The following is a 25,561-nucleotide window of genomic DNA, read 5'->3' on the forward strand; positions in this document are numbered from 1 at the left end:
TAAATTTAGTTGGTTTCAATAAGCCACATATAAGAGGCATATGGTTGAAGTTTCACAACCTCGGCAAGCTCCGGTTGTTCCGTCGTATTGCGGATAAGCAGCTGCGCGGAAGCCATGTCCGGTTTCCCCCACATATTCGGTGGCAGTTCGTACGAAACGCTGCGGCTGCTAAAGTTGGAAATTACTATGAGCGTCTGCTCTTGCGTTCTTCTGGCATAGGCATAGACCTCGGGATGTCCTTGATCCAGCCGAACGTATTCCCCGTCGGTTAGAACAGGAAGGTTCTTACGCAGCTCAATGAGCTGGCGATAATGGTGATATATCGAATGCGGATCCTCCACTTGAGCTTGTGCATTGATCAGGGGATACCGCTCATCGATCTTGATCCATGGCGTGCCTGTCGTAAAACCGGCCTGATGACCGTCATTCCACGGCATAGGCAGTCTGGAATTATCCCGGGACCGTACGGTCACAATATGGGCAGCTTCTTCCGGCGTTTTGCCCTGCTGCTGAAGAATCTCGTACATATTCAATGATTCGATATCCCGAAATTCGGACATATCATTCCATTTGGGATCCGGCATCCCGATTTCTTCCCCTTGATAAACATAAGGAGTGCCTTGAAGCCCATGAAGTGTAGTAGCAAGCAGCTTCGCACTTTCTGTCCGGTATTCCTTATCATCCGTGAACCTTGTAAGCGCGCGCGGCTGATCATGGTTGTTCCAGAACAGAGCGTTCCAGCCTCCGCCTTGCTGCATGCCGGTTTGCCAATCGGATAGCACCTTTTTCAGCTCCTCAAAATCATAAGGCTTGAGCTCCCATTTTTGCCCGTTCGGATAATCCACCTTCAGATGGTGGAAGTTGAAGGTCATCGAGAATTCGTTCTCCTTCGGATTCGAATAACGGATGCAATGTTCAAGGGTTGTAGAGGACATTTCCCCGACCGTAACCAGGTTATACGGTTTGAACACTTTTTCATTCAGTTCCTTGATATACTCATGCACCCGCGGTCCGTCGGTATAAAATTTGCGGCCGTCTCCGGGAGACACGGAGCCGTCATCATCCGGGAAATCTGGATCTTTCGATATCAGATTAATGACATCCATCCGAAATCCGCTTACGCCCTTGTCCGCCCAGAACCTGAGAATATCAACGACTTCCTCTCGGACCTTCTCGTTCTCCCAGTTCAGATCCGCCTGTGTCTTGTCAAAAAGAGTCAGGTAATATTGCCCTGTGCCTTCGTCATACTGCCAGGCAGGTCCCCCAAACTTGGACTTCCAGTTATTAGGTGGACCTCCATCGGTTCCGGGATCTCGCCAGATGTAATAATCGCGATAGCGATTATCCCTGGATGTTCTTGCCTCTTTAAACCATGGATGCTCGGTGGATGAGTGATTCACAACGATATCGATCATCAAGTGCATATTTCTCTTTTTCAATTCTGCTACAAGTTCGTCGAAATCTTCCATGGTACCGAAAGCGGGATCAATACTGCAATATTCTGCAACATCGTAACCGTTATCATTTTGCGGAGAAACGTAGACCGGCTGGAGCCACACGATATTGATACCAAGCCCCTTTATATAATCAAGCTTCTCCATAAGTCCGCGGATATCGCCTGTACCACGGCCAGTTGTATCATTAAAGCTCTTCGGATATACCTGATAAACGGTGGAAGTTCTCCACCAATCCTGGAGCGGGTTCCCTATGGCATGCATAAAACGGCGTCCTCCTCATCATCTTGTATATACAGGTTGTCTATGAAGAAATGATAACATGTATATACAGGTTGTCAACCATCTATCAATTAAATACCCATTTTTGCAACAATTAGACGACCACTCACAAAAATAAACAAGACAAACAAAGCCCCAGGCCTGTTGAATCAACAGGACCCGGGGCTGTTCGATTATCCATTCTACCTTTCACATATCACGATACCATCAGCGATTTGGTTACATTTACTGAATGATGATGGTGTGAACAGCACTGTTCACGCCTCCTTCATTATCCGTAACGGTCAAACGCACCGTATACGTTCCTGCATTGTTGAATTTATGCTTGACTTTGGCCTTCGAAGCGGTTGATCCATCCCCGAAATCCCAAACATAACTCACAATTTCGCCGTCTTCATCCACGGAGGAGCGAGCATCGAATTCAACATTTTTCTTCTTCTTTGCATTAGACGGAGCCTGAATCACGGCCACGGGGTCCTGATTGGTCGGCGGTTCAGGGTTCTCTCCTTGGCCGGAAGATACATACAGCCTTCCGCCAGCTTCAGCCTCGGATGTATTGCCGGCCGCATCCCGCACCCGGATCACTATGATTCCACCATCCAGCACCAGGCTGGACGGTGTTGTGTAGGTCCCCGAGTAGTGACCGGATTCCGTCTCGGTCAATGGAATTTCGCCTCGTCCCTGCGCACTCAGATCCAAAGGAAGCTCAATTCGGAAAGAGGCTTGAAGATTCGGAACACTGTCGAAGGAGACCGTTACAGTCTCCCCCGCTGTAATTCGAACATCCTCTGCTGGTGAGATATTGCTTATTTCCGGCAATGCGGTATCTACATAGACGGTACGAGTTACCGTCGACTCATTGCCTGCAAGGTCTTTGGCTTTTACGGCTATCGTGTTCTCGCCTTCGTTGACCAGTACGCGATGCGTAAAACTTCCGTCCTCACCGAGCTGTACCTGCTGTTCGTTCACGGTCAGCGTGTCAATGAATTCATCAAGGGCGCTGCCGGTAACATGGACCACCTCCGTATTGGTGTGGCTGCCTTCCTCAGGAGTCACAATCGTTAATTCCGGGGCAGTCTGATCCAGCGTTACAACTACCGGCAGCGAGCGATCTGTAGCCTTTCCGTTGACTACAGCCTCGGCAGTGAGCGAGTTGGTTCCCGGTGTCAGCTCCACATTCAGCGTAAACTGCCCATTCTCAACAACGGTGGTCCCTGCCGCTTCCTCGCCGTTGTAGATCCGGATCTCTGCACCCGATGCCGGAGAAGTGCCTGTTAGGGTCACCGTTTGTTCATTCGTGTACGCATGATTGACAGGTGACGTAATGATGGGTGCATTAACTGGATAACGCACCACTGCGCGGATCATGTAATTGCCCTCTTCTGCGGGAGCCTGACTCCAGGCACCACTTACACGCTGCCAGCTTCTTAAGGCATTTTCGCCCGATTCATCGGTTGCAAGCCCAGGGGCATTGTTTCCTGCCTCCGTCTGAACGTACACGATGTAGAAATCGCCTTGCACAACAACGGGCTCTGGGAATTCAACTGTGGTCCATTGATCGTTGCGCAGTGCGGTTCCGTCAAAAGGACCTGCCAGCAAACGACCCGGCGCTCCATTCTCGCCCGAAACGTCATACACTGCATATTGGAACGCGGTGCCGCCTGGTTGCGGCCATTCGGTGTTCCAGAAGCGGAGCGATGCGCCCGTAAGCTGCGCGGCCTCGTGTTCCGGCGTCATCCGTACCGCCCAGGCATTGCCCGCTGCTACGAAGGCTCTGGCATTTTCAGGTATGCCATCGTCATACGCAATTTCGCCAGGGAATCCGATAAACGGTTTAAGGGTCACATTGGCCTCAGCTGTTCCGTTGCCAGGAACCGTAATTCCAACCGTTTCACCATAATAATCCGCAGCCAGAATCGATAACGTATAGGTGCCTTCCAGGACATCCAGGGTGAACCTGCCGTCTTCCCCTGTGCGCACATCACCGACCCGTGGATCTTCCAGAACTGCTATGCTAGCCCCACTGACCGGTTCTCCTGTACGTTCGTCGGTTACAACACCTTCAATCTGTCCATGCGGGATGGCTTCCAGATTGAAATTGGCTTTTGCCGATCCGCCATCAGTAATCGTAACGACTTCGGTTCTCGGATAGTATCCGTAGGCCTCGGCCTTCAGCGTGTAATCACCTGCAACATGAGAGAAACTGTATTTGCCAGTTGCCGGATCAGTCTTCACCGAACGCCCGGTCTCCAGCACCGTAACCGTTGCGCTTGCAGGCAGGCTTTGCGGTGTCACCTCTCCGGTTCCCGGTTTCCCAGCTTCCGGCTGCGGCTGCTTGCTTTGATTGAATTCATACTTGTCGGTTCTGCTAATTTTGTACCAAGGATTATCATAGGCCGGTTTCGGCTTGTCACTATGCAGTACTTCCGCAGTATCCTTGGTGACCGCTCCAGGAGCAACGCCAAGAATCCGGAAGTCGTCGATGTACCAGCCCGTTTTCACCACACTGTTATCCGAGGTCAGCCTGAATCGGAATTGGACCTCGTTTCCTTTCCATGCATCAAGATCATAAAATACCGGTGTCCATTGCTTGCCGTTGGTATTGTGAGAGAATTTCCCGAGCTCGGACCATGTGTTTCCTCCATCGGAAGAGGCCTCAACATAACCGTAATCGTATCCTCCCTCAATTTCATACCAATGATTAAAGGTCAATGTTGCTTCGGTAACCTGGGTCAAATCCACAACCGGGGATACCAGGGAATAATTCGAACCACTTTCATAGGTATTGTCCAGATCAGTCGCCCACGCATTGGGTACAGAGAATGCATGGCCAGGTCCCGAAACCGGAACACCGCGTTCCCACTCATCTTTGACGCCGGAATGCGTCCAGCCGTTGTCGCTGCTGCCATCAAAATGATCGGTATAGATGTCCTCCGGCACCACGATGTCAATGGACACCTCGCTCGACTTCTCGCTTTCATTGCCGCTGTAATCGACAGCCGCCACGGTATAATAATAAGTAGAACCGGTGACAGTTGTTGTATCCGTGTACGTTGTTGCCGCCGTATTTCCAATCGCTTCATAGCCTGTACCCGAAGCGGTGGATCGATATACGGTGTAAGACTTCAGATCCTCAGCATCCGGACCGGTCCAGTTTAAGGTTGCATTGCCCAATATATCGGCTGAAACGGCCAGCCCGCTTGGCGCTCCCGGAGCAATGTCATCCGGTGCCTGAATTTCAAAATCGTCGATGTACCACCCTGCCTTCTGAACCGAAGCATCACTCGTCAGATTGAACTGGACGAACACCTGCTGTCCGGCGTAGGCCCGTAAATCCACATATTGTGTTACCCAGCCTCCACTGGTCCCCGTAAAGCTCAGTACCTCCTGAAAAGCAAAATCATTCTCCTCGGCGGCAATGTATACTTTGCCCCAATCAATATTTCGTTCCAGGTCATACCAATGCTTGAAGGTTAACAGGCCACCCTCCGGACTGTCTGTCAGGTCGATTGGAGGTGCAAGCAAATAGGCGTTGCTGTTCGCACCGTACGTGCCCTCGAGGTTAGTCGCGATCAGCTTGTCTCCGGAATATGCACCTCCTGGACCGCTTGTTGGTGATCCCCAAGCCCAGGCGCTTCCTGTCCCGCCTGCGGTAAAGCCCAAATTATTCTCTTCAAAATCCTGGATATATCCAGGCTGCACACCGTCCGAGACCTCAACTTTATAGACGCTGCTCTCAAATCCGTTATTGCCGTAATCATTGACCCGAATATAGTATTCCAGCCCTTGCGATTCGATCAGAAAAGCGGGAATGACCGCCGTGTACGTTCCATCCTTGCTATCCCCGGCTATGCGATTCATCGGCAGATAGACGTACTGGCTTGTGCCCGCTGTTCTTGCAAAGGCCTCTACAGCGGTGACGCCCACATTATCGGTTACGCGCGCAGTAAGCGGAACGTCAATCCCCGTAAAAGCCGAGCTCACTTGTGTATGCTCAAGCACCGGCTCTTCCAGATCATCGCCTGCGGTTACAACCCTGCCCGATACGGTGCCGATGCCTTCTACCACCGAACCTACAGCATCCAATGCATTAATGATTCCGTGACCATACCCATTGTTGGGTGAAGTCGGATACTGACTGTCCGTTCGAGGCGTGGCCGTCTCCATGATAATCTGCTCCAGCTGATCGACGTTTAGAGAGTGATTAGCCTGAAGCAGCAGAGCTGCCAGCGCGGTTGTATGCGGCCCTGCCATTGAAGTGCCGTCCCATCCTCCTTCATAAGCACCACCTGGCACAGAGGATCGGATATTTACCCCCGGTGCTGAAACCTCAGGTTTGATCTCATCATAGGGCGAAGGACCACGTAAGGAGAAAGAGGCTAGGTTGCCGTTAATATCGGTTGCCCCGGTGGCGAAACTCTCCGGATAGTTGGCAGGGTTGGCAACGGAACCCGGTCCGCCCGGGTTCGTCGGCCGCACATTGCCTGCGGAGAACTCGGGGAAGATCTGTGCATCACGCCAGGCCTGGACCATAGGCCGGAACCATTCGTCCAATCCGGCGCCTCCGCCCCATGAATTGTTAACCACATCAGGGGCCAGCTCTGGATGCAGATTGCCTTCCGCGTCCACGGGTGCAATAAGCCATTGTCCGCCGTCAAGGATGATGGCATCTGTCGTTCCCGGATTGAATATCCGTACGGCTATCCAGGTTGCTCCCGGAGCAACACCAATCTGGTTGCTCCCATCCTCCTCAGAGCCGACCATGGTGCCCATCGTATGGGTACCGTGACCATCTCCATCGGCAGGAAGGGAAGAACCGCTGTGCGGATCATACCAGCTCAGCTCGGGATCAACGATATTACCCGAAGCGTCATAACCTCTCCATTTTCGATTCAGGGCAGGATGGGTGTAGTCCACGCCGCTATCCAGATTGGCTACCACGATTCCCGTCCCGTCAATGCCCCTCTCCCAAACTTCCGGGGCATTGACGTAGTCAATGTTCCATTCCACATTTTCCGTTTGCGGTTGAGGAGCGTTTGTGGCTTCATCACGGGCTCCCTTGGGAACCGCAGGCTGAATGACCGATACGCCTGGCTCCTGTACGGATGTCTTCGGAGTACTCGATTCCTTTTCCGTGCTTGCGTCCTTCGTGTTGACCTCAGCCTTCTGAAGGAAACGCTCTTCATTTGGCAAAATTTTATCCACTTCGGGCAGGAGCGCAATCTCCTCCATAACTTCCTGGGTACTGGTCACTGCCAGCGCATTAACAATAAAATAGCTTTTATATTCTTTGACCTTGCCGAGATCAAGTGCCTTATCCAGATAACGTTCCAGTGTGTATTGGGTTCGCGATGCCGTCTCCCGCAATGAACTTACAACGGAAGTCCTGACGGAGAGCTTGGTTGCCGAGGGGGTCTGCTTCTCCAGCGTTGCCTTCTCCATAGCCTGCTTAGAGACCGAAGCGGTGTCCACTTGTTCCTTCATCTTTACCAGATAGGTGACATAATCGTCTTTCTCAAACTGCTTGCTCAGCTTGTTGCTGACCTTGTCCGTTGCAATCTGGGCCAAGCTGGATTTCATGTCAATCTTCTGAGAGGAGGTGTTGTCTGCTGAAACCGGATGAATGAATGATGCTGCCAGGAGAAGCGACAGACCCATGGAGAGAGGCTTGCGTAACCGATTTAACTTTATCAAACTTTTCCACTCCTTTTACCCGGTTTTTAATCTGTGAATGGTTGGACCCATTCCGATTCATGAAACAGTGAATCGCCTTAGCCTGAGCGAACCCGCATGTCCAGTGAAATTTACATGAAGCCTCACCTCCTTTTCAGAACAAGTTCATCATCGATTTGATTATCATTGCGTAATGGATAGCAGCATTGCGGAAAAATAAGGATTGAGGGAAGAAGGATGTTCCGGTAAGACACTGAAGTTTGCAGAACATTTGCTTTGGAGGGTAATCGATTGCGCTAGTAGAAACGCATAGGCCAACTAGTCTGTAACTCCTGGCAATCCGGGGTGTCATTCGTGATATGCAAAGCTATTAATATTACATATAATATAAAAATAGTATTTATTTGTTTTTTAAGAAGTAGTATAAAGTCATCATATATGAAGTTCAAGCATTTATCTTCTAAATAATAGAAAATAAGCCTTTTTAAGTCTCTCCTATCTATCCAATGACTCTCTACATGTCAGCTTCAATGCGCAATTACGCAAGTCATTCTATGACTTGGCTCATGGCCTGCATTAAGTCATTATCCGTAGAGCAAAGTAAGAGATATGTTCCTAGCAAGACGAGCACGCTAAATAGACTCTTACAGCCTGGCTGTAAGAGTCATTATTTTCTTGCTTCACTTAACGGGCGCTGAGCTGCCTTCGTTTGTTTTACTTCGGTTAAACAGCACCATCTGTCCTAATTCATCCGGATAGAATGAGATTAATTTAATGTCAGGCCCGTGGAAGTACCTTTTGCCCATTCTCCTACCGGAGTTACGGTATAGGTCGTGCCTGCTCTTAGTTTATCGTCGCCCTCCGTGAGATCAAACACGCCTACCGCACCTTTGCGGCTAGAATATTTATATACGGCCACCTGCTTATGACCCTCTGCGTCGATCAATTCCACGCTGCGGCCGGAGAACAACTCATCTCCCGGATCCTCGGATAATGTAACGGCAACCGAAGTTTCACCGATAGCCTCGGCTCCCACCATTTCCAGCGGGATGAATTCTTTAGCAACGAATGTCCGGCTTGCAATCTGTGCCCAATCAGAGGTGACGGTATACGTAACACCGGGGGTCAGCTGCTGACCTTCAGGTAAACGGAATTTTGGTTCTTGCTTGCCATCGGTCGATTGCGTGAATGGAACGTATTTTGCCACCATGGGCTGTCCGCCCTCCGGAGTGATGGTTACTTCTCTGCCCTGACCGGAGGAAATGACTTGATAAGCTTTCCCATCAGCTCGGTTGTTCTCATCCAGTACGAATGCGTTTTCTCCCCTGCCGCTGCTATATGCAGAAATAACGTAGCCATAGTCTACAACCCCATTAGACTTAAGCGCCTCCAGTTCAAACGTATCCTTGGCGACCTGCCTTGCCTCTGTCATGTCCAGCTTTGTGGCGCTGCCTGCAAATGTACCTGCTTTCTGCCCTTTGTAGGTAAGCGTATAGTCGGTATCCTGATTTTGTACGGATGTCGGAACAATATAAGTGGATATCGAGCCCGTTTTCAGACGCGGCATGTTGGTTAGCGCAAGTCCATCGCTAAATACAAAATCTTCTTTAGCCTGTGCAAATACCTCATTGTCTGCTGTCAAGGGAGCATCTAAGGTAATCATCAACGTAATGGTATTCAATGCGCGGACACTCGTAATTTTGGCTTCTGCCGAAGGGATCGCTTGGTGTGCCGTGTTCAGCAGGTATGCAGCTTCTCCCCGAGTGACATGACCTGCGCCTTCACGTAAACGTTCCGCCCAGTAAGCCACGGATTTCACGTCGCGTTTCAATGCCTGCGATACGATAATAACCAGCTCGTCGCGAGTGACGGTTCCCTTTGGATTAAAACGTCCATCCGTCGTTGTGATGATATCCAGTGCCGCCAGCTCAGCTGCATAATCGGAATACCAGGCATTTGGATTGACATCCGTTAAGCCTGCCTGATTCTCGGCTGCTCCCTCCAGCCCAAATGTAAGGACTACCATTTTGGCCAACTCGGCTCTTGTAATGGGATTCGTGATTCCCATCGTTCCATCCTGGTAACCCTGCATCACGCGAAGCCCGGACAACTCCTGGATCGCTTGCTGAATATCTTCGGGTGCTATCATGACTTCTGCTGCTTTAGCTTGCAGCACATTGAACGGTAGAGATGCCGTTCCCAGTGCAGCTGCCAACATCAGGGCAGCCCATTTAGTAGCATGCTTGTTCTTGTTCATGTGTTAACCCTCCTTAGAATCTATGCGTATCATTAGCTGATCGTCATAACTCCATCATAGAGGAGAGTCTTAAACTACCAAGAAAGCTGGGATTAATAAATTCGAAACAATATATTAACTTTTTATAAACCCCATCAGACAGAAAAGCGATAGCCTGCTCCCCAAACCGTCTCAATATACTGTGGATTGGAAGAATCCAGCTCCAATTTTTCGCGCAGCTTGCGGACATGCACCGTTACGGTTGCTATATCCCCACTGGAATCCATACCCCAAATTCGTTCAAACAGTTCATTTTTGCTGAATACGCGGTTAGGGTGGCTTGCCAAAAATTCGAGCAGGTTAAACTCTCGGGTCGTAAACACAACTTCCTGATTGCGCACGTACACTCTTCGAGCGGATTTATCAATGACCAGGCCGCGTATATGAATCTCTGCATTTTGAACCGTCTCTTGTTTGCCCATCAGTCTCTTGTATCTCATCAGATGTGCCTTGGCTCTTGCAACTAATTCGCTTGGGCTGAACGGCTTGGTAATATAATCGTCGGCGCCGAGATTAAAGGCTCGGATTTTATCAATCTCTTCATTCTTGGCCGAAACGATCAGAATCGGGACCTCCTTGTTCTTCCTGATCTGGCGACATAATTCAAAGCCGTTCATCCCGGGGAGCTGCAGGTCGACAACGATGAGACTGTAGTCCTCGTTAAGTGCCAGATGTAATCCCTCATTGCCCGTATGGCATAAATCTGCGAAAAATCCATTCAGTTCAAAATAATCCCGCTCCAGCTGAGCAATTGTAGTCTCATCTTCAATGATGAGTATGCGTGTGGTCATGGATCCTCCTTAATTGATCGCCCTTTTGAGTGTAAAGAACAGGCTTGTACCGACTCCCAGCTCGCTTTCCGCCCAGATGGTACCCCCATGCCCTTCTATAATCTGGCTTGCAATTGCCAGCCCAAGCCCGCTGCCACCCGTAGAAGAATTGCGAGATGGTTCAACGCGGTAGAACCGTTCGAATATATGCGGGATCGCGTCGCGCGGGATGCCCATCCCATTATCTTGGATTTCAACCGTCACCCATTCGGGAGATATTCGGGTCGAGACACGAATGGTTTTGGGTTGCTTATCCATAAAATTTTGGGCATTTCCAATAATATTGAGCACTGTTCGCTTCAATTTTTCCAGATCGGCTATGACCTCAACTCGATCCGCCGTACGCTCCATCCACTCCAGTTGAATCCCCTTTTCATCCAGAATGAACTGAAGTTCATCAATGCAGTCGTCTAGAAAGCCGATGATATCTACAGGCTCGAACATGAATGGCACTTGCTTCGAATCAAGCTTGGAGTACAGGAACAACTCACCCACAAGTTTATCGAGATCAACCGCTTTGGCATAAATGATGTTCACGTACTTATCCATCTTCTCCGGTGTATCGGCAACTCCGTCGCGAATCCCTTCGATGTATCCTTTGATACTTGTAATAGGTGTACGCAAATCATGCGATATATTGGAGATCAGCTCCTTCCGGTTCTCTTCATCCTGAAGCCGGAGCTGAATCGAGGCCTGCAGCCGCTTTCGCATATCCTCAAAGGCCTCGTTCAATTGTCCGATTTCGTCTTTCGTCTGCAAATCAAGCGAGAATTGGAGATTTCCCTCCTTGATGTGCTCAGCCGAATTCCGGAGCAAATCAAGCGGTTTGACAACGCTGCGGGTAATCCAGCGGTATAACAGTACATTCGTTATCACAATGATGCCGATCAGAATCAGAACGAGGACAGGCAGCAGCTTGCGTGTCACTTCACCAAAGGGACTACGCTCCCGTATGACAAAGACACTTCCTTTCGCACCATCCGAATAACGGAAATCATACTTGGCATAAGCATAGAATCGTTCGCCAATGTTAAACGTATGGCGGATCTGATTATTGTTCAAGTCATAATGAGGCAGACTCCGTTCCAGCTCGGGCTGATTGAATGTATGGGATTCAAACACCTGATCTTTTTCCCGGCGGACATAGAGCCCGGCTCTCACCGTTCTCAGCTTGAAATCATATTCCTTCAGCAGCTCTTGGTTTTGGAGCTCGTCCGGTTCATTCTTAGCCAGGTATTTCAATTCAAGAAAGATGGACTCCTCTTGCTCTGTTAGCGGGTTGACCTGATAATGCACTTTATAAAAATCCCGAATGTCGCGAATGTCGCCGGTTGCTGCGATGGTAAACAATCCGGCAATCAACACAAATACCAACAAGCTGAGGACAAGCATGCCGGTATAGGATAATAACAATTTAATTCGGATGGACATCTATTTACCTCGCTTTGGCAGAGGATCGTCGCCTGATTTCGTGATTCCCACTGCATCACCCCTTACAGGGATGAATTAAAATGAACCCGAAACGATATCCCCTTTGAACATCGTAACGACTCGCCTGGGTCTTCTTGCAATGGCTTCGGCGGAGCATGAGGCTTCAACGAACACGATGCTTGCTTCGTCTCCGACTCGCGGCCATACCTGCTCCCCCTTGTCATTAAGCGGTGTTATGCCACCGGTTATATAGCGGAGTGTGTGCGCCAGTGAGCGTTCATCCACCCATCTGGATATTTCCGCTAAACGACCTGCACGTTCCAACACATCCCCATTGCCAAAGGGCGACCATACATCAAAAATGTTATCGCATCCAACTGCCACCTCTACTCCACGCATGTGCAGCAGACCAACGGGAGGGAACGTTCGGCCAATCGGCACGCTGGTTATAATAGCAATTCCTGCATCGGCTAATAAATCCCCCATCTCCTCTGCTTCGGACGGTGATATATCGCCCAGACCAAATGCATGACTAATCGCAACCTTCCCCTGCAGCCCTGCTTCCTGGGTTAGCTGCGCCAGTCTCTTCAAGGTGTATATCCCCTGGTGGTCGGCATCATGCAAATGCAAATCGATTCCTGCGTTACCTTCGACTGCGAGCTCCACCATTTGCTGCAGGGAGGCCTCGATATCGCCATCAACCGTAGCCGGATCAACGCCTCCGACCAAGCCGGCTCCTCTGCGAAGAGCTTCCCGCACCCATTCCTTTGCCTGTGACCGCAATAAACCATGCTGCGGAAAGGCAACGATTTCGTGTGACAGCTTGCCCTCAAAGCTGTGCAAGGCTTGCTGAACAGCTTCCAAATGGTCTAATCCAGCCTCCGGATATATATCCACATGTGTACGTACATGTGTTACTCCGGAGTCTACATAGAGGTTGAGCAGTTTTTCCGCGCGGTCCTGAATACGAGTATCAAGCGAAGGCAGTGTTTTCTTCTCAATATCCAAGCGTTCAAATATAGTGGAGACTGGCGTTACGGAACGCCAACGGTCACCTAGCAGCGTTTTATCCAGATGACAATGCTTTTCAACAAAAGACGGAAGCAGCAGCAGCCCTTTCACATCCTGTTGAACGGCTTGGTCCGGGATGTTTGTGTCGCAAGAAACCACCTTCGCGATTTTTCCATCCTCTATAAACAGATGACAACTTTCCGTCCTGGTGCCTGTAATGACACCATGTTGAATATTATAGCCGCTCTCCAGCCGGGCGTTTGTCAACCAATAAGATGACTTCATATCCATCGATCCCCTCTCTCCTAAACTGGTTTACGATTATGCTAACATAGGATCAACTATATGGATAATATGTATTAAATAAGATTCACTTAGGTTTTTCATATAGAAGAAAGAGAAAAACCACCCGCTAGGATGGTTCACAATAAGATGGTTCATATAGTTTTTACGATAATAACGTTCAAAAAACAAAACACCGCGATGTACGCAATGTTAAAAACAGCGTCTGCTTCCCATGTGAACCAGCGAGATATGCCTCCCCGTACACGGACTATACAATATAAAATATGCGTTCTCCTGATAAATAAGGAATGCAGTAATCCGCGCACAATTTTGGCATCCGCTCACGCATCCAGGCATGCACGGACTCGTTCTCCATCTGGAAGACATAATATCCGATAATGGCCACGAGCATGAACCCTTCGAGCAGCACGAGCTCATTCTGACCGGTTATATTGTCGCCATAATATCCTCTAAGGAATAGATCACGATGTTCCGAAGGAATCATCGTAGCCCCCATAGCTACGTCCGTATAATAATACCCCGGTCCGAAAAAACCAAAATCAATAAAACTAAATTCACCTTCCGGCGTCATAATGATGTTTCCTAAACTCAGGTCACCGTGAATGAGCCCCCAGGCACCCTCACTCCCTCTGTCTTCAAGCCTCGTGTTAACCCATCTTAGCGTTGTCTCTATGATGGAAACATCGGAAGATGTAAACAACCCCTTCTCTAAACCCCGCTTGATGACCTCAATCATGTATTCATGATAGGCGGTTCCTTGACTGGGACGCTTATCCAAGCCTTCCTGCTGATGCTGGCTGTAGAAACGGTGCAGCTCCGCAATATGAGCCCCCAGCCGCTCAACCACTGCCGGGTCCTTCACGTCATCCTTTTGCAGATCCCTGCCTTCCAGCCAGGTAAGTACGGAACTGTTCCACGTCTTCCCTTCGTGCTGTATGATCGTAATCAGTTCGCCATCCCGATTACGGAGTGGCTTCTGAACATGAAGATTGTTCCAGCTTGACAGGCCTTCCAGCATGTTCAGCTCTGCTTGCAGACCCTCATAGGTATGCTGTAAGCCGGCCATGCTGTCTTTGACCGGTTGATGAATGCGCAGCAAATAGGAGCTGCCGTTCACCTCATCCACTTTGTAGGTTCTATTCTCGTTATGTCGTATAAAGGTAGTCTCGGATTCCTCAATGCCATAACCTCTTAAAACATCCTGAAGTTCTTCATCCCTCATATGTATTTCTCCTTACGATCAGTATAGGACTTTCGGGTGCTCCATATTAAATAATAACTCGATCTGCATGTCATTTCATCCTCCCCAAAAAAGCGAGTCACCTCAAGCTCGTTTTGTTTACATTTCAGAAACATATTAGAGACTCTATCGATATAACTCTCCTATATACTGAGTAAACAGCTAACGAGGAGGGACATCATATGAGAATGAATGGGGTTAAATACAAATCCATTCTACCAGCCGTCATGATCGGTTTGGTGGTTGCAAGTTTAATGATGAACGGTTTCGATACCGTTTCAGGAATGAACCAAGTGGAAGCGGCTGCGGCATCTTCCTCCAGTTCCACCTTCACTGCGTTTTTGGCAAACAACGCACCTGGCCGGACGCTGAAGTATGTTAACGGCGTTACCACGGTCACAAATCTATCAAGTACCGTTGTGCTGGTCAATAAAAAGAGAAACCTGCCTTCCCATTATGTACCGCAAGATTTGGTTATACCCCAAATTCCGTTCAGCTTCTCGGGGCCTAGTCCCAAAAAACAGATGAGAAAAATAGCTGCAACCTCGCTGGAAAAACTGTTCGCTGCCGCCAAGAAAGACGGAATTGATCTCAAAGCTGTGTCGGGCTACCGCTCCTACGCAACCCAAAAATCCATATTCGAACGCAATGCAAGCATTAAGGGCGAGGCTGCTGCCAACAAGACCAGTGCAAGACCAGGACAAAGCGAGCATCAGACCGGTCTGAGCATGGATATATCGAGTGCTTCCGTAGGTTATGCGCTGGAGCAGAGCTTTGGAAATACCAAGGAAGGCAAATGGCTGAAAGTCAACGCCCCTAAATACGGATTCATTATTCGTTACGGTAAAGGTCAGGAGAAAGGGACTGGCTATTCCTACGAGCCTTGGCATGTTCGTTATGTAGGGGTATTCATTGCCGGAGAAATTACGAGACAAAACCTGACCCTCGAGCAATATCTGGAAAAAAAACAATAATAACACGAAACGTTTTTGGGCCATTGCGGGCCCATTTTTTTCGCCTAATTTCCTCTTGAATTTGCTTGCAGGTACAACCGCATATTTTGCAACACAACATGGGGACAAAGTACTCCAGATAGCCTAAACACGTACATTAACAGCAGCAGACAGGTTAGTTAGCACAGTATGATTTTCGCAAAGAGGTGAAAACAGTGCCTATTAAATCGGGGAAAGAGTATATCGAGCGGATTGATAAGCAAAATATCAACATTTGGTATAAAGGAGAACGTATCGAAGGTCCTTTATCACAGCATCCTGCATTTCAAGGTCTTATTGAAACCCAAGCCGATCTCTATGATATGCAATGTGATGCGTGCTATTTAGACCGGATGACCTATCCTTCACCTGATACGGGAGAGCTTGTTGGTTTATCTTTTCTCCCGCCAAGGAATGCCGAGGATTTACAAAAACGCAGAATCATGATGGAGCTCTGGGCGAACAGGCACCATGGATTCTTAGGACGCTCTCCCGATTACATGAACACCGCGATCATGGCTCTATTCACGGCCGCTGATATTCTTGAAGAGCATAATCCGCAATATGCCGACAACCTCAGGCGATATTATGCTTACTGCCGGGAGCATGATATTACCTTGTCCCATGCGTTCATCCAGCCCTACGCGAGCAAGCTATCCGGTCAGAATGACGATGTAGAGGATTCCATCGCTGCTAAAGTCGTAGAAATTAACGACAACGGGATGGTCATAAGCGGAGCTTTTATGATGGCTACGCAAGGTGCTACTTGTGAGGAGATGTTAGTCTTTCCGACTCCGTCACCCACGATATTCAATAATGTGAATCCATCTGCCTTTGCCTTTGCGGTACCCAATGATCTGCCAGGGATGGCTTTTATCTGCCGCGAGAGTTACGGAGCCAGCTCCACCTATGATCACCCCTTGAGCGCAAGGTACGAAGAGATGGATACACTCGTTATATTTGATCGTGTTCTTGTGCCGCATGATCGCATATTTTATTACGGGGATGAAGCCTATGCGGGGCGATTGTTTGGCGAGAGTCACTTCCATACCCATATGGCCCATCAAATCACCACTCGTTATATTGTAAAAACCGAGTTTTTACTCGGTTTGCTAGAGTCATTGGCAGATGAGCAAAATGTAGGGCTTGAGCCGCAAATGGTTTTGAACGTTTCCAAGATTATTACATTCCTCGAGACCTTTAAAGCCTTAAGACTGGCTTCTGAGCAAGGCGCACTCCATGATAAATTCGGATATCTCGTTCCTGCCACCAGCCCGCTCCTGGCTTCCAGCATCCTGTTCCCCAAGTTCTATCCTGAGATGGTTGAGATGATTCAAATTCTGGGTTCCAGCGGCCTGATCATGATTCCCTCCGAGCTGGATTTCGATTCGGATACAGGACACTACCTCGATCAATATTTAAAAGGCACAACCTCAGAGGCCTACGACCGCATCGCCTTGTTCAGGCTCGCCTGGGAGCTTGGGGCAAGCTCATTCGGTGGCCGGCAAACCCAGTTCGAACGATTCTTCTTCGGCAATGCACATACGGTCGCTTATCGCATGTACAACAGTTATGAGGATCACGAACAGCTCCGGCAATTGATCAACGATTTTATAGCCAAAAACAACAGTGCATCTTAGCACAATATGAGGCGGAACGAAACTCATATCATAACCTCTCTCATGCCTGTAAGGTATGGGAGAGGTCTTGTAGAGTTGACCTTACATAACAATCCTTGCTTTGAAGAGCTCCTCCAGCATAGAGATTTCAATGGGAACAGCCTGCTCCCTAGCCGTGCGAAGCAGCGACAATGCTGCAGTATATCCCAGGTTATTCATGATATAGCTCTGCTGGCTCGCATCCTCATTCGTTACACCTGTTTCAGTTGCTTTATTAAGCTGTTTCGTCATCATACCGGCATATCAGCGCTTGAGTTTCGAAGAAAGATAGAGTCGAGCTGGTTCTTGCACCTTCCGCTACTCGTATAATCCCATCATAAAGCATATAATGTACGTTGATAGCGGTCTGAGATATTTGGATTTACCAAAAAGGAGAGTTGGAGTCGATATGCGTCTTATTTCATCCTTGAGCTCCTTCATCAACGCTTGGCGGGATTATCCGGCCGAGAAGAATACGGTTCTGGGAAATCGCTATATTGTTCAAAACATGATTGGCGAAGGCAGTTACGGCTTAATATATAAGTGCATGGATCGGAAAAGTGGTCAGATTGTAGCCGTCAAACAAGCAAGACCCAGCAAAGGCAGCTACGCAGAACACTTGCTGAATCGGGAGGCTGCCATATTAAAATCTCTTCAGCATTCGCATATTCCGGCTTACCTGGATCTTTTTACGGACCATCGCCATATCTATCTGGTAATGTCCTATATGAATGGAGATACGCTGGAAGACTTGATTTTTGAACAAAACCAAAAATATCAGGAAGAACATTGCGTGTCTATTACGATGCAGCTTATGGAGCTGGTGCTGTACCTTCATAAACAAGGTTTTGTTCATCTCGATCTGCGAATTCCCAACGTGCTGTTTAAGAATGGAGAATTGAATCTCATCGATTTTGGGTTGGCACGCAGAATTGGCGAGCCACCTCCGCTTCGGAAGCCAACACGGCCATGGTTCCGTCATGGCAGAAAGATATCTTCTGAACACCATAAAATATCGCAGGAAAGCGAGGATCTGCAGGACATCGGCCATTTTATGCTGTTTATGCTGTATTCGGTCTATGAGCCCGAGAGCAGCCAAAGCGTTATCGCCGAGCGAAGCTGGCAGGAAGAATTGCAGCTCTCCAGTGAGTTGAAAATGATGATTGAACGCTTACTCCAGCTGCGAGATCCATATTCTGGATCTTCAGAGTTTATGAAAGAGCTGCGCTGGCTGGTTAACGCCAAAAACTTCCCATCCATATGATGGGAGGCACTGAAGTTGATTATGGGGCTTACTCTGTGGTACGATCCGATTACGTAGACTGGAATAAGATGAACTAGAAAGGAGGAAGACCGAAATGTTTAAGAAAATAATCAATAAGCTTCTTCACTCCTCATCTCATAGTGATAGTCGAAGGCATCATGGCAGCTCTGCTAAGAATTACGGAAGAAAATACAGCAGCAGCCATGGGTATTCACGTCGTAAAGGCTCTTCTTCAGATTACAAGCGCAGGCATGGAAATCAAGGGCATGGCTATTATAAAAATAGAAGAGGCAGCTCAAGCTGACGATATGGAACCAAGCACTTCTCCCCTCACATGGTTGAGGGGATTTTTTGCGAGGAATGTCATACTGCAGCAATGATTTCATTTGATGGTGAAATTGACTCCATACAAGGACAATCCCAGCTTTCCGGCTACCCGCTGGGAGGAGAGATTCTCCCATGAAGTACTGTAGAGCGGCAATGCCCCCATCTCTCGCACGGCCATCGCCCAACCCGCAACAACTGCCGCGGCGTATCCCCTGCCGCGAAACTCGCCCAACGTCTCAAGCCCGGCTTCGTGTGCTTTTGCTGTCACCCGAACGCTGCGGCAGACCGATACTATCCTGCGGTCATGTACAAGTGCCACGCAAGGCTGTACGTATTCTATTTCAGAGGCAAGGCATTCGAAACCGGCAAGCGAATGATCGCTCATATGTTCTCGGGTGATGCGTACCACCTGGATGGTCGACGTCGTTTGAACTGGAATACAATAACAGGGTCCCGTCGCGTGATGTCCGCTCTGGAGAAGCTTCATATACGACCCGAAATGTTTGGGCTTCGCTTGGAAATCTCTCATAATCGGCTCGTCCTCGACCAGTTCTTTCAATAGAAGAGCAAGACTATCTGGAACATCATGGCGAAACCTGCAAAGTGCCGTCCCGTCTATCGTCCGACCCAGGAAAAAACGCGGGGCTGGATCCTCACCCGGCCATGGCTCGTGGATTGCGCGGATCCGCCCGTTTGGATCATGCGTGAACATCGCCTCTACGTGCAGCTCCATCAGCTCTTCGGCCGTGGGCTCGTTATCCCTGCAATGATTCAAGCTCTCATCCCCTTTTCAAATAAAAGATGTTTACTGTGCTCCTTATCATCGTACCAAATCCATCCCGTTATGGCTCGGGTTTAAATCATTATAAACAAATAAACAGCCCCGTTTCCTGAACATCTGGAGACGGGGCTGTTTATCATCCATGGATCTCAAAATTCATATTTCTCGTCCAAGCGAGTTTCGCTGCAACCTTGGTATGAATGCATAGGCAAATGTGAACAGCGGACTTAACCATAAGAATACGGCATAAGGTGCATATTCCACAACCGGAACGCCAAGGGTAGCCGCGAAGAAGGCCCCGCTGACACCCCAAGGGATTAACGGATTCACAAGCGTGCCGCAGTCCTCCAATGTACGGGAGAGCGTCTTCGCTGGAATTCCACGGCGGGCGTATTCCTCCTTGAACATTTGTCCTGGCAAAAGAATGGACAAGTATTGCTCGCCCGTCATACCGTTTACCGCGATTGAAGAAGCGCCCGTCATGAGGACAATGCTGCTCTTTCGCTTCAAGGGTTGAATGATTTTATGGAAAAAGGCTTCAATGATACCGCAATGCTGAAGCAATCCTCCTAACGATAAAGCAATCAAGATCAGGGACACGGACCACATCATCGACTGCAATCCACCACGGTTGACTATGGAAGCCACGATTTCGTTCGTGATTGTGCTCTTGTAACCACTTTGCATGACACTGAACCAGACATCGATGGCCGTCTGCTGCTGAACGAATGCCGTTACCATAAGTCCGGTAACAATACCCACAATCAGTGTTGGGAGGATCGGAAGCCGCTTGATGGAGCAAGCAATAACGGCGAGCGGCGATATCAATGTCAGCCAATGAAGTTGGAACCCATCATTCAGAGCTACCTTCATTTGCTCGATTGAAGACAAATCCAGGGAGTCCGTCGTTGGAGCGAACAGGAAAAAGACCGTTGTAACAATAAGTGCCGGTACCGTAGTGTAAACCATGTTGCCAATATGAGTGAAGAGTGATATTCCCGCTACCGCGGGAGCAAAATTCGTTGTGTCGGATAACGGAGACATCTTATCGCCGAAACAAGCACCGCAGATCACCGCTCCGGCTGCCAGGGTTGGAGAAACGCCCGTTGTTGCGGCAATTCCCATAAAGGCAACGCCAACCGTGCTGACAGTCGTAAATGAGCTTCCGGTGAACATAGAGACCACGATGGTCACATATAACGCGCTTACCGCAAAATAATGCGGCTCTATATAATCCATGCCATAGTATAAAATCGTTGGCACCGTGCCGCTCATCATCCATACAGCGATCAGAATTCCGATGAGCGATAGAATGAGAATCGGCATAATGGCCGTTTGAATTCCCTGGATGATGGCAGATTCGAGCTTCTTCCAGGAGAAACCGAATAAACGCAGCAGCGCGGCTGTGCCAACGGTGGTTGCAAGCAGCGGCAGATGCGGCTCCGCTTTGAGAAGAAAGATGGAGACAAACAGCAGTGCCAGAATAAATACGATGAGGATGATGCTTTTGGAGAAACTGAGCTGACGTTCCATGATGATGAGACTCCTTGTACATTAATATGGGAGGGAGATTTGATTTGATACCCTGCAGCGTTTGTTTTGATGGTTAAATATGTTTTACTTTCTCGCTTTTGCGCTTTTTTGCTTTTTGGCATTGAAGCACAGAAATTCACTATAAACGATAGTGTGGACTTAGTCAACGTCATGATCCGCCGGGAGAGGACACTTTAACCAGCATCAGTATGGATTGTGAAATGACCAAAAAAGACGGCTGCACAAGCAGCCGCCCTTTGGAAATCCCTATGCGTTATTTAGCTTGAATATATCCTTCCGCTTTCAACAGCTCAGCGATCAGAACAGCGCCGCCTGCAGCGCCGCGCAGTGTATTGTGCGAGAGTCCGACAAATTTATAGTCGTAGATCGAATCCTCGCGCAATCTTCCTACCGAGACGCCCATACCACGCTCGATGTCACGGTCCAGCTTGGTCTGAGGTCTGTTATCTTCCTCAAAATACGTGATGAACTGCTCTGGCGCACTCGGGAGACGCAATTCTTGCGGTCTACCCTTGAATTGCCGCCACCGGTCCAGGATTTCATCCTTCGCCGGCTTGTTCTCGAACGATGCAAACACAGTAGCTAAGTGGCCGTCCGTTACAGGGACACGAATACATTGCGTCGTAATCAGAGGTGAGCTTGCTTTAACGATTTCGCCATCTGCCACGCTTCCCCAGATGCGCAGCGGCTCCTGCTCGCTCTTCTCTTCCTCGCCGCCGATGTACGGAATCACGTTATCCAGCATATCCGGCCAATCGGTAAAGTTCTTGCCGGCTCCGGAAATCGCTTGATACGTCGAGGCAACCACGTGGGTAGGCTTATAATCGAGTAAGGCATGAAGTGCCGGGACATAGCTCTGAATGGAGCAGTTAGGCTTAACCGCAATGAACCCGCTCGAAGTCCCCAGCCGTTTTCTCTGTGCAGCAATGACATCCATATGACCCGGGTTAATTTCTGGAATGACCATCGGTACATCCGGAGTCCAGCGATGTGCCGAGTTGTTGGAAATGACCGGCGTGCCTGTCTTGGCATAAGCCTCTTCCAGTGCTTGTATTTCATTCTTCTTCATATCCACTGCGCAAAATACGAAATCGACCTCTGCAGCAACCTTCTCCACTTGTGAAGCATCCTGTACGACAATGCTTTTCACAGGATCCGGGATAGGGGTAGCCAGCTTCCAGCGGCCTTGCACGGATTCTTCATAGGTTTTGCCAGCAGAGCTCTTGCTTGCCGCAATAGAGGTTACCTGGAACCATGGATGTCCATCCAGCAATTGTACAAAACGTTGACCAACCATACCTGTTCCACCAACAATACCAACTTTAAGTTTTTCTGACATTCGTTGCTCATATCCTTCCATAGTGGCGTCATGTTCCCCATACATCGGTTCTAATCTAGAGTACGGATAATGGCATGCAATAAGCTTCTTCTTAGATAACTATTCAACTCGTCTGAATTGGTGTAGGATTCCTACCTTGAGCCTTCGTTTTTCTTCTGATATAACAAAAAATCCCACCCCCAAGACCGTAGTCTCAGGGACGAGATTGTTACACTCGCGGTACCACCCCAAATTTGCAAATATGTCGCCATATTCGCCTCGTCGAGTACGGCATTACAACGTAATGCATATACCCTAGCTCTGTAACAGGAGCTCCTGGCACATCATCCACCTCTCATGAGGTTTCCATGTGCTGCTCTGAGTCTTTTTTCAATAAAGAACGCTTCACTCCTTCTCAACTGCCGGAGCTCTCTGTGCAAGAATTCATTTATTTACTCGTCTCTTCATCGCATTTATTAGAATCATTATATATAAAACCATATCGCAGGTAAACCTTATTTATAAAATTTTCGGAAAGGATGATCCATTGAGGGTATCTTATTTCAGTTACGATGTTCACTACGATTCGGTTTTGAACACTTTGCTTGCAAGCAAACCAGCTGCGGAGCCGCCCGGGGCCCTCAGCCTGATCTGTCTCTGATTGACTTTTAATATTGACGGAGCCTCAAGATAAGTTCTCCTCGCGGACGAATTCCGCTGTTGGCTCAGAACGTTGTCCGTGGAACCCTCTTCCAACCCAATACCACAGAACCTCCACCACCGCGATTGCACCCGCTACGTCCAGCAGAACATGCTGCTTCACGAACAAGGTAGATCCAATGATGAACCACGCACATATTTTCACTGCAGTCCGTTCCCTGTTGGAAAAACCGGCACTGGTGACCGCACCCTTGATCATCAAATAACTGGTCAGCACATGAATGCTTGGAAAGCAGTTGTAAGGATTATCCGTGCTGTACACCAGGTTCACTAGCCAGTCAAGAATCCCCGCCTCCATGATCAGTGGCCGATCAACCGTTGTCTGGAACAAGAAAAACGTGATGTAACAAGCGATTAAACCGATGCACTGCGACAGCAGCGTCCGATAATACACACTTCGATCTCTGGCACAGAACAGAAACAGCATAATAATTATAAATGGGTACCATATCAGATAGGGAATAATAAAAATCGGCATAAATGGAATGGCGGCATCCAGATCCGTCATCAGACTGTACACCGGCGTATGCGCCTGATTCAGGATACCATAAAAAATGTTGAGCGCAGGAATCATGAGAATCCACAACATCGGGAGATAGGTTTTCCATTTCCGGTTCACAGACTTTCCCCCTTCCTCGGCACTTTCGGTCGATACCATTATATGAAGCAGAGACACGTCTACACACCTGTTTGCCATCTCAAAATACAAAAAGCAGCCCGATAACGGACTGCTCGCTGCTTGCTTGTCGTTAATTCTTAAGCCGTATAACCGATTTTCCCGTTGACAATCGTCATCCTGACACTTGTGCGAAGCAGGTCATCCGGGTCCATTCCATCAGCCAAGTTACGATCCACAACCGTAAAATCCGCGTATTTGCCGAGTTCAATACTTCCCCGCTGACCCGCTTCTCCTGCGGCGCCCGCGCTGCCGCTTGTAAACAGCTGGATCGCTTCCGTTATGCTCAGCTTCTCTTCCGGCATATACCCCTCATGACTCTCTTCCGGCTTGCGTCTCGTGACGGCGGCGTGAATTCCGAGCAGCGGGTTCAGCGGCTCAATGGGTGCATCGCTGCCGCCTGAACAAGGCAGCCCGGTAAGCAGCCATTTTTTCCATGCATACAGCCAGCTTGTCCGATCAGGGCCAACACGCTCCAGCACCCATGGAAAATCGCTGGCTACGAAACGAGGCTGCAGGTCAACGGCTAAATTCAGCTTGCTCATTCGCTTCACCGTATCCGGGTGTACAACTTGAGCATGGATGAAGCGGTCCGGCAGCCCGGCTTCCCTACTCAGCGGAAGTTGCTCCAGCACCTCTGTCATCATTTCAGCCGCACCGTCTCCAATTGCATGGAATGCAACAGGATAACCAAGCTTGCGTGCTCTGCCGACAATTTCCCTTAGCTCCTCCGGAGAATGCATGGCCAGGCCTCGGGTATACGGAGCATCATAATAGGCTTCCTTAAGCAGCGCTGTTCTGCCTCCGATCGCACCATCAGCAAAAAGCTTGACGGCACCGATACGGTTCCAGTTACTTCCGCTGCCTGCCTGGATACCAAGTGCCTCCATCTCATCCAGAAAGCCATGATACATCAGCTGATGCGTTCGGAAGTAAAGGCCCTCCTCTTTGAGCTCGCGATGGATGCGAAGCATAGCTTCAACACTGCCCAGCAAACGAAGATCCTCGGTATGTGCTCCAGTAAGGCCGAGCCGAAGCGCATCCTGACAGGCCTGAAACATCACCGTTTTCAGCATGGACGGATCAGGCACTGGCTGGACATCGGCAAAAGGGGCCGAAGCGTTCTCGTAGATACAGCCGTTTAGCCGGCCATCCGCACCGCGGCCAAATGCCCCTGACTCCGGATCAGGCGTATCGGCTGTGACACCCGCTCTGCGGAAAGCCTCCGAGTTCCCAAGATAAGCATGGAAGCAGGTTCTGGTCAGATACACCGGATGCTCCGTTGTGATTTCATCCAGCTCCAGCAGGTGTGGAATCTTCCCGTCAGGAAAGTTGTTCTCGTTCCAGTTGAGTCCCAGAATCCACTCTCCGGGCGGCGTAACGGCTGCCCGCGCCCGCAGCATGGCCAGCATCTCTTCCTTGGAAGCCGCTTCGGTAAAATCAAGCATGCCCAGCTTCATTCCATGCATGCCGAGATGCATATGGGCGTCGACCAGGCCGGGCAGCACGCAGCCTCCGTCCCAATCCACCGTTCGATAGTCCCTGCCCGCCAGCTGCAGCCGCAGCTCGGCAGTTTTTCCAATGGCACGTATGACTCCATCCTCCACGTATACGGAATCCGCAGGTGAAGCGGCATGAGGTAAAAAAAGCTGGCCGTTAGTGAATAGAACAGGCTGCATATCCGAACTCCTCCTGATTTTTTCATTATTATACCAAACATGCCGTCACGCGTCAGCCTGTGCCAATGT

The 25,561-nt window shown here is 49.2% G+C and carries 17 protein-coding genes and 1 other annotated feature; of the genes, 4 read left to right on the forward strand and 13 right to left on the reverse strand.

Features of this window, described 5'->3' with window-relative positions; all coding sequences use genetic code 11:
* Nucleotides 1-5: 5 nt before the first annotated feature.
* The 7 genes from treC to M2277_RS13535 all read right to left on the reverse strand — a co-directional run bounded on the left by treC (nt 6) and on the right by M2277_RS13535 (nt 14,505).
* Nucleotides 6-1,718, reverse strand: a complete 1,713-nt coding sequence (gene treC, locus M2277_RS13505) for an alpha,alpha-phosphotrehalase (protein WP_280754947.1) — start codon at nt 1,716-1,718, stop codon at nt 6-8.
* A 243-nt stretch (nt 1,719-1,961) separates the two neighbouring features.
* Nucleotides 1,962-7,430, reverse strand: a complete 5,469-nt coding sequence (locus M2277_RS13510; RefSeq protein WP_280754948.1) for a S8 family serine peptidase — start codon at nt 7,428-7,430, stop codon at nt 1,962-1,964.
* Between the two features lie 745 nt (nt 7,431-8,175).
* On the reverse strand, nt 8,176-9,666 hold the full coding sequence (locus tag M2277_RS13515) for an S-layer homology domain-containing protein (RefSeq protein ID WP_280754949.1): 1,491 nt from the start codon (nt 9,664-9,666) through the stop codon (nt 8,176-8,178).
* 134 nt (nt 9,667-9,800) lie between these two features.
* Entirely contained in the window at nt 9,801-10,496 is a 696-nt protein-coding gene (locus tag M2277_RS13520; RefSeq protein WP_063479414.1) for a response regulator transcription factor, read from the reverse strand.
* A gap of 9 nt (nt 10,497-10,505) precedes the next feature.
* Nucleotides 10,506-11,966 carry a sensor histidine kinase gene (locus M2277_RS13525; RefSeq protein ID WP_036642678.1) on the reverse strand — a complete coding sequence of 487 codons (1,461 nt, stop codon included), beginning with the start codon at nt 11,964-11,966 and terminating at the stop codon, nt 10,506-10,508.
* A gap of 75 nt (nt 11,967-12,041) precedes the next feature.
* Nucleotides 12,042-13,262, reverse strand: coding sequence for an amidohydrolase (locus tag M2277_RS13530; protein ID WP_280754950.1), 1,221 nt, complete (start codon nt 13,260-13,262; stop codon nt 12,042-12,044).
* Between the two features lie 268 nt (nt 13,263-13,530).
* Complete coding sequence (locus tag M2277_RS13535) at nt 13,531-14,505, reverse strand: phosphotransferase enzyme family protein (RefSeq protein ID WP_280754951.1); 975 nt, start codon at nt 14,503-14,505, stop codon at nt 13,531-13,533.
* Between the two features lie 200 nt (nt 14,506-14,705).
* Between M2277_RS13535 and M2277_RS13540 the strand changes: the two genes are divergently transcribed.
* Nucleotides 14,706-15,497: a M15 family metallopeptidase gene (locus M2277_RS13540; RefSeq protein WP_172963954.1), complete on the forward strand. Its 792-nt coding sequence runs from the start codon at nt 14,706-14,708 to the stop codon at nt 15,495-15,497.
* Between the two features lie 194 nt (nt 15,498-15,691).
* Entirely contained in the window at nt 15,692-17,155 is a 1,464-nt protein-coding gene (locus M2277_RS13545; protein ID WP_148247445.1) for a 4-hydroxyphenylacetate 3-hydroxylase family protein, read from the forward strand.
* A gap of 81 nt (nt 17,156-17,236) precedes the next feature.
* Here the strand turns inward: M2277_RS13545 and M2277_RS13550 are convergent, their stop codons facing one another.
* Nucleotides 17,237-17,428 carry a hypothetical protein gene (locus M2277_RS13550; RefSeq protein WP_006210042.1) on the reverse strand — a complete coding sequence of 64 codons (192 nt, stop codon included), beginning with the start codon at nt 17,426-17,428 and terminating at the stop codon, nt 17,237-17,239.
* 154 nt (nt 17,429-17,582) lie between these two features.
* On the opposite strand from M2277_RS13550, the gene M2277_RS13555 reads away from it, so the two are divergent.
* Entirely contained in the window at nt 17,583-18,437 is an 855-nt protein-coding gene (locus M2277_RS13555) for a protein kinase domain-containing protein (RefSeq protein ID WP_280754952.1), read from the forward strand.
* A gap of 158 nt (nt 18,438-18,595) precedes the next feature.
* Entirely contained in the window at nt 18,596-18,817 is a 222-nt protein-coding gene (locus M2277_RS13560; protein ID WP_036642683.1) for a hypothetical protein, read from the forward strand.
* 2 nt (nt 18,818-18,819) lie between these two features.
* Here the strand turns inward: M2277_RS13560 and aac(2')-IIb are convergent, their stop codons facing one another.
* The 5 genes from aac(2')-IIb to M2277_RS13585 form a co-directional block, all read right to left on the reverse strand.
* Nucleotides 18,820-19,539 carry a kasugamycin N-acetyltransferase AAC(2')-IIb gene (gene aac(2')-IIb / locus M2277_RS13565; RefSeq protein ID WP_148247447.1) on the reverse strand — a complete coding sequence of 240 codons (720 nt, stop codon included), beginning with the start codon at nt 19,537-19,539 and terminating at the stop codon, nt 18,820-18,822.
* A 162-nt stretch (nt 19,540-19,701) separates the two neighbouring features.
* Nucleotides 19,702-21,078, reverse strand: coding sequence for a Na+/H+ antiporter NhaC (gene nhaC, locus M2277_RS13570; protein ID WP_280754953.1), 1,377 nt, complete (start codon nt 21,076-21,078; stop codon nt 19,702-19,704).
* A 274-nt stretch (nt 21,079-21,352) separates the two neighbouring features.
* The gene (asd, locus tag M2277_RS13575) at nt 21,353-22,438 is read right to left on the reverse strand and encodes an aspartate-semialdehyde dehydrogenase (RefSeq protein WP_006210037.1); all 1,086 of its coding nucleotides are present in this window, start codon (nt 22,436-22,438) and stop codon (nt 21,353-21,355) included.
* Nucleotides 22,439-22,630: 192 nt separating this feature from the next.
* Nucleotides 22,631-22,894, reverse strand: a binding site (T-box leader).
* Between the two features lie 208 nt (nt 22,895-23,102).
* Nucleotides 23,103-23,756 (reverse strand): phosphatase PAP2 family protein, encoded by a 654-nt coding sequence (locus M2277_RS13580; RefSeq protein WP_036642687.1) that lies wholly within the window; start codon nt 23,754-23,756, stop codon nt 23,103-23,105.
* A gap of 137 nt (nt 23,757-23,893) precedes the next feature.
* Nucleotides 23,894-25,492 carry an amidohydrolase gene (locus M2277_RS13585; protein ID WP_036642689.1) on the reverse strand — a complete coding sequence of 533 codons (1,599 nt, stop codon included), beginning with the start codon at nt 25,490-25,492 and terminating at the stop codon, nt 23,894-23,896.
* Between the last annotated feature and the right edge of the window lie 69 nt (nt 25,493-25,561).

It is taken from the genome of Paenibacillus sp. LBL, from assembly GCF_029893715.1.
GTDB classification, from domain to species: domain Bacteria; phylum Bacillota; class Bacilli; order Paenibacillales; family Paenibacillaceae; genus Paenibacillus_AQ; species Paenibacillus_AQ glucanolyticus.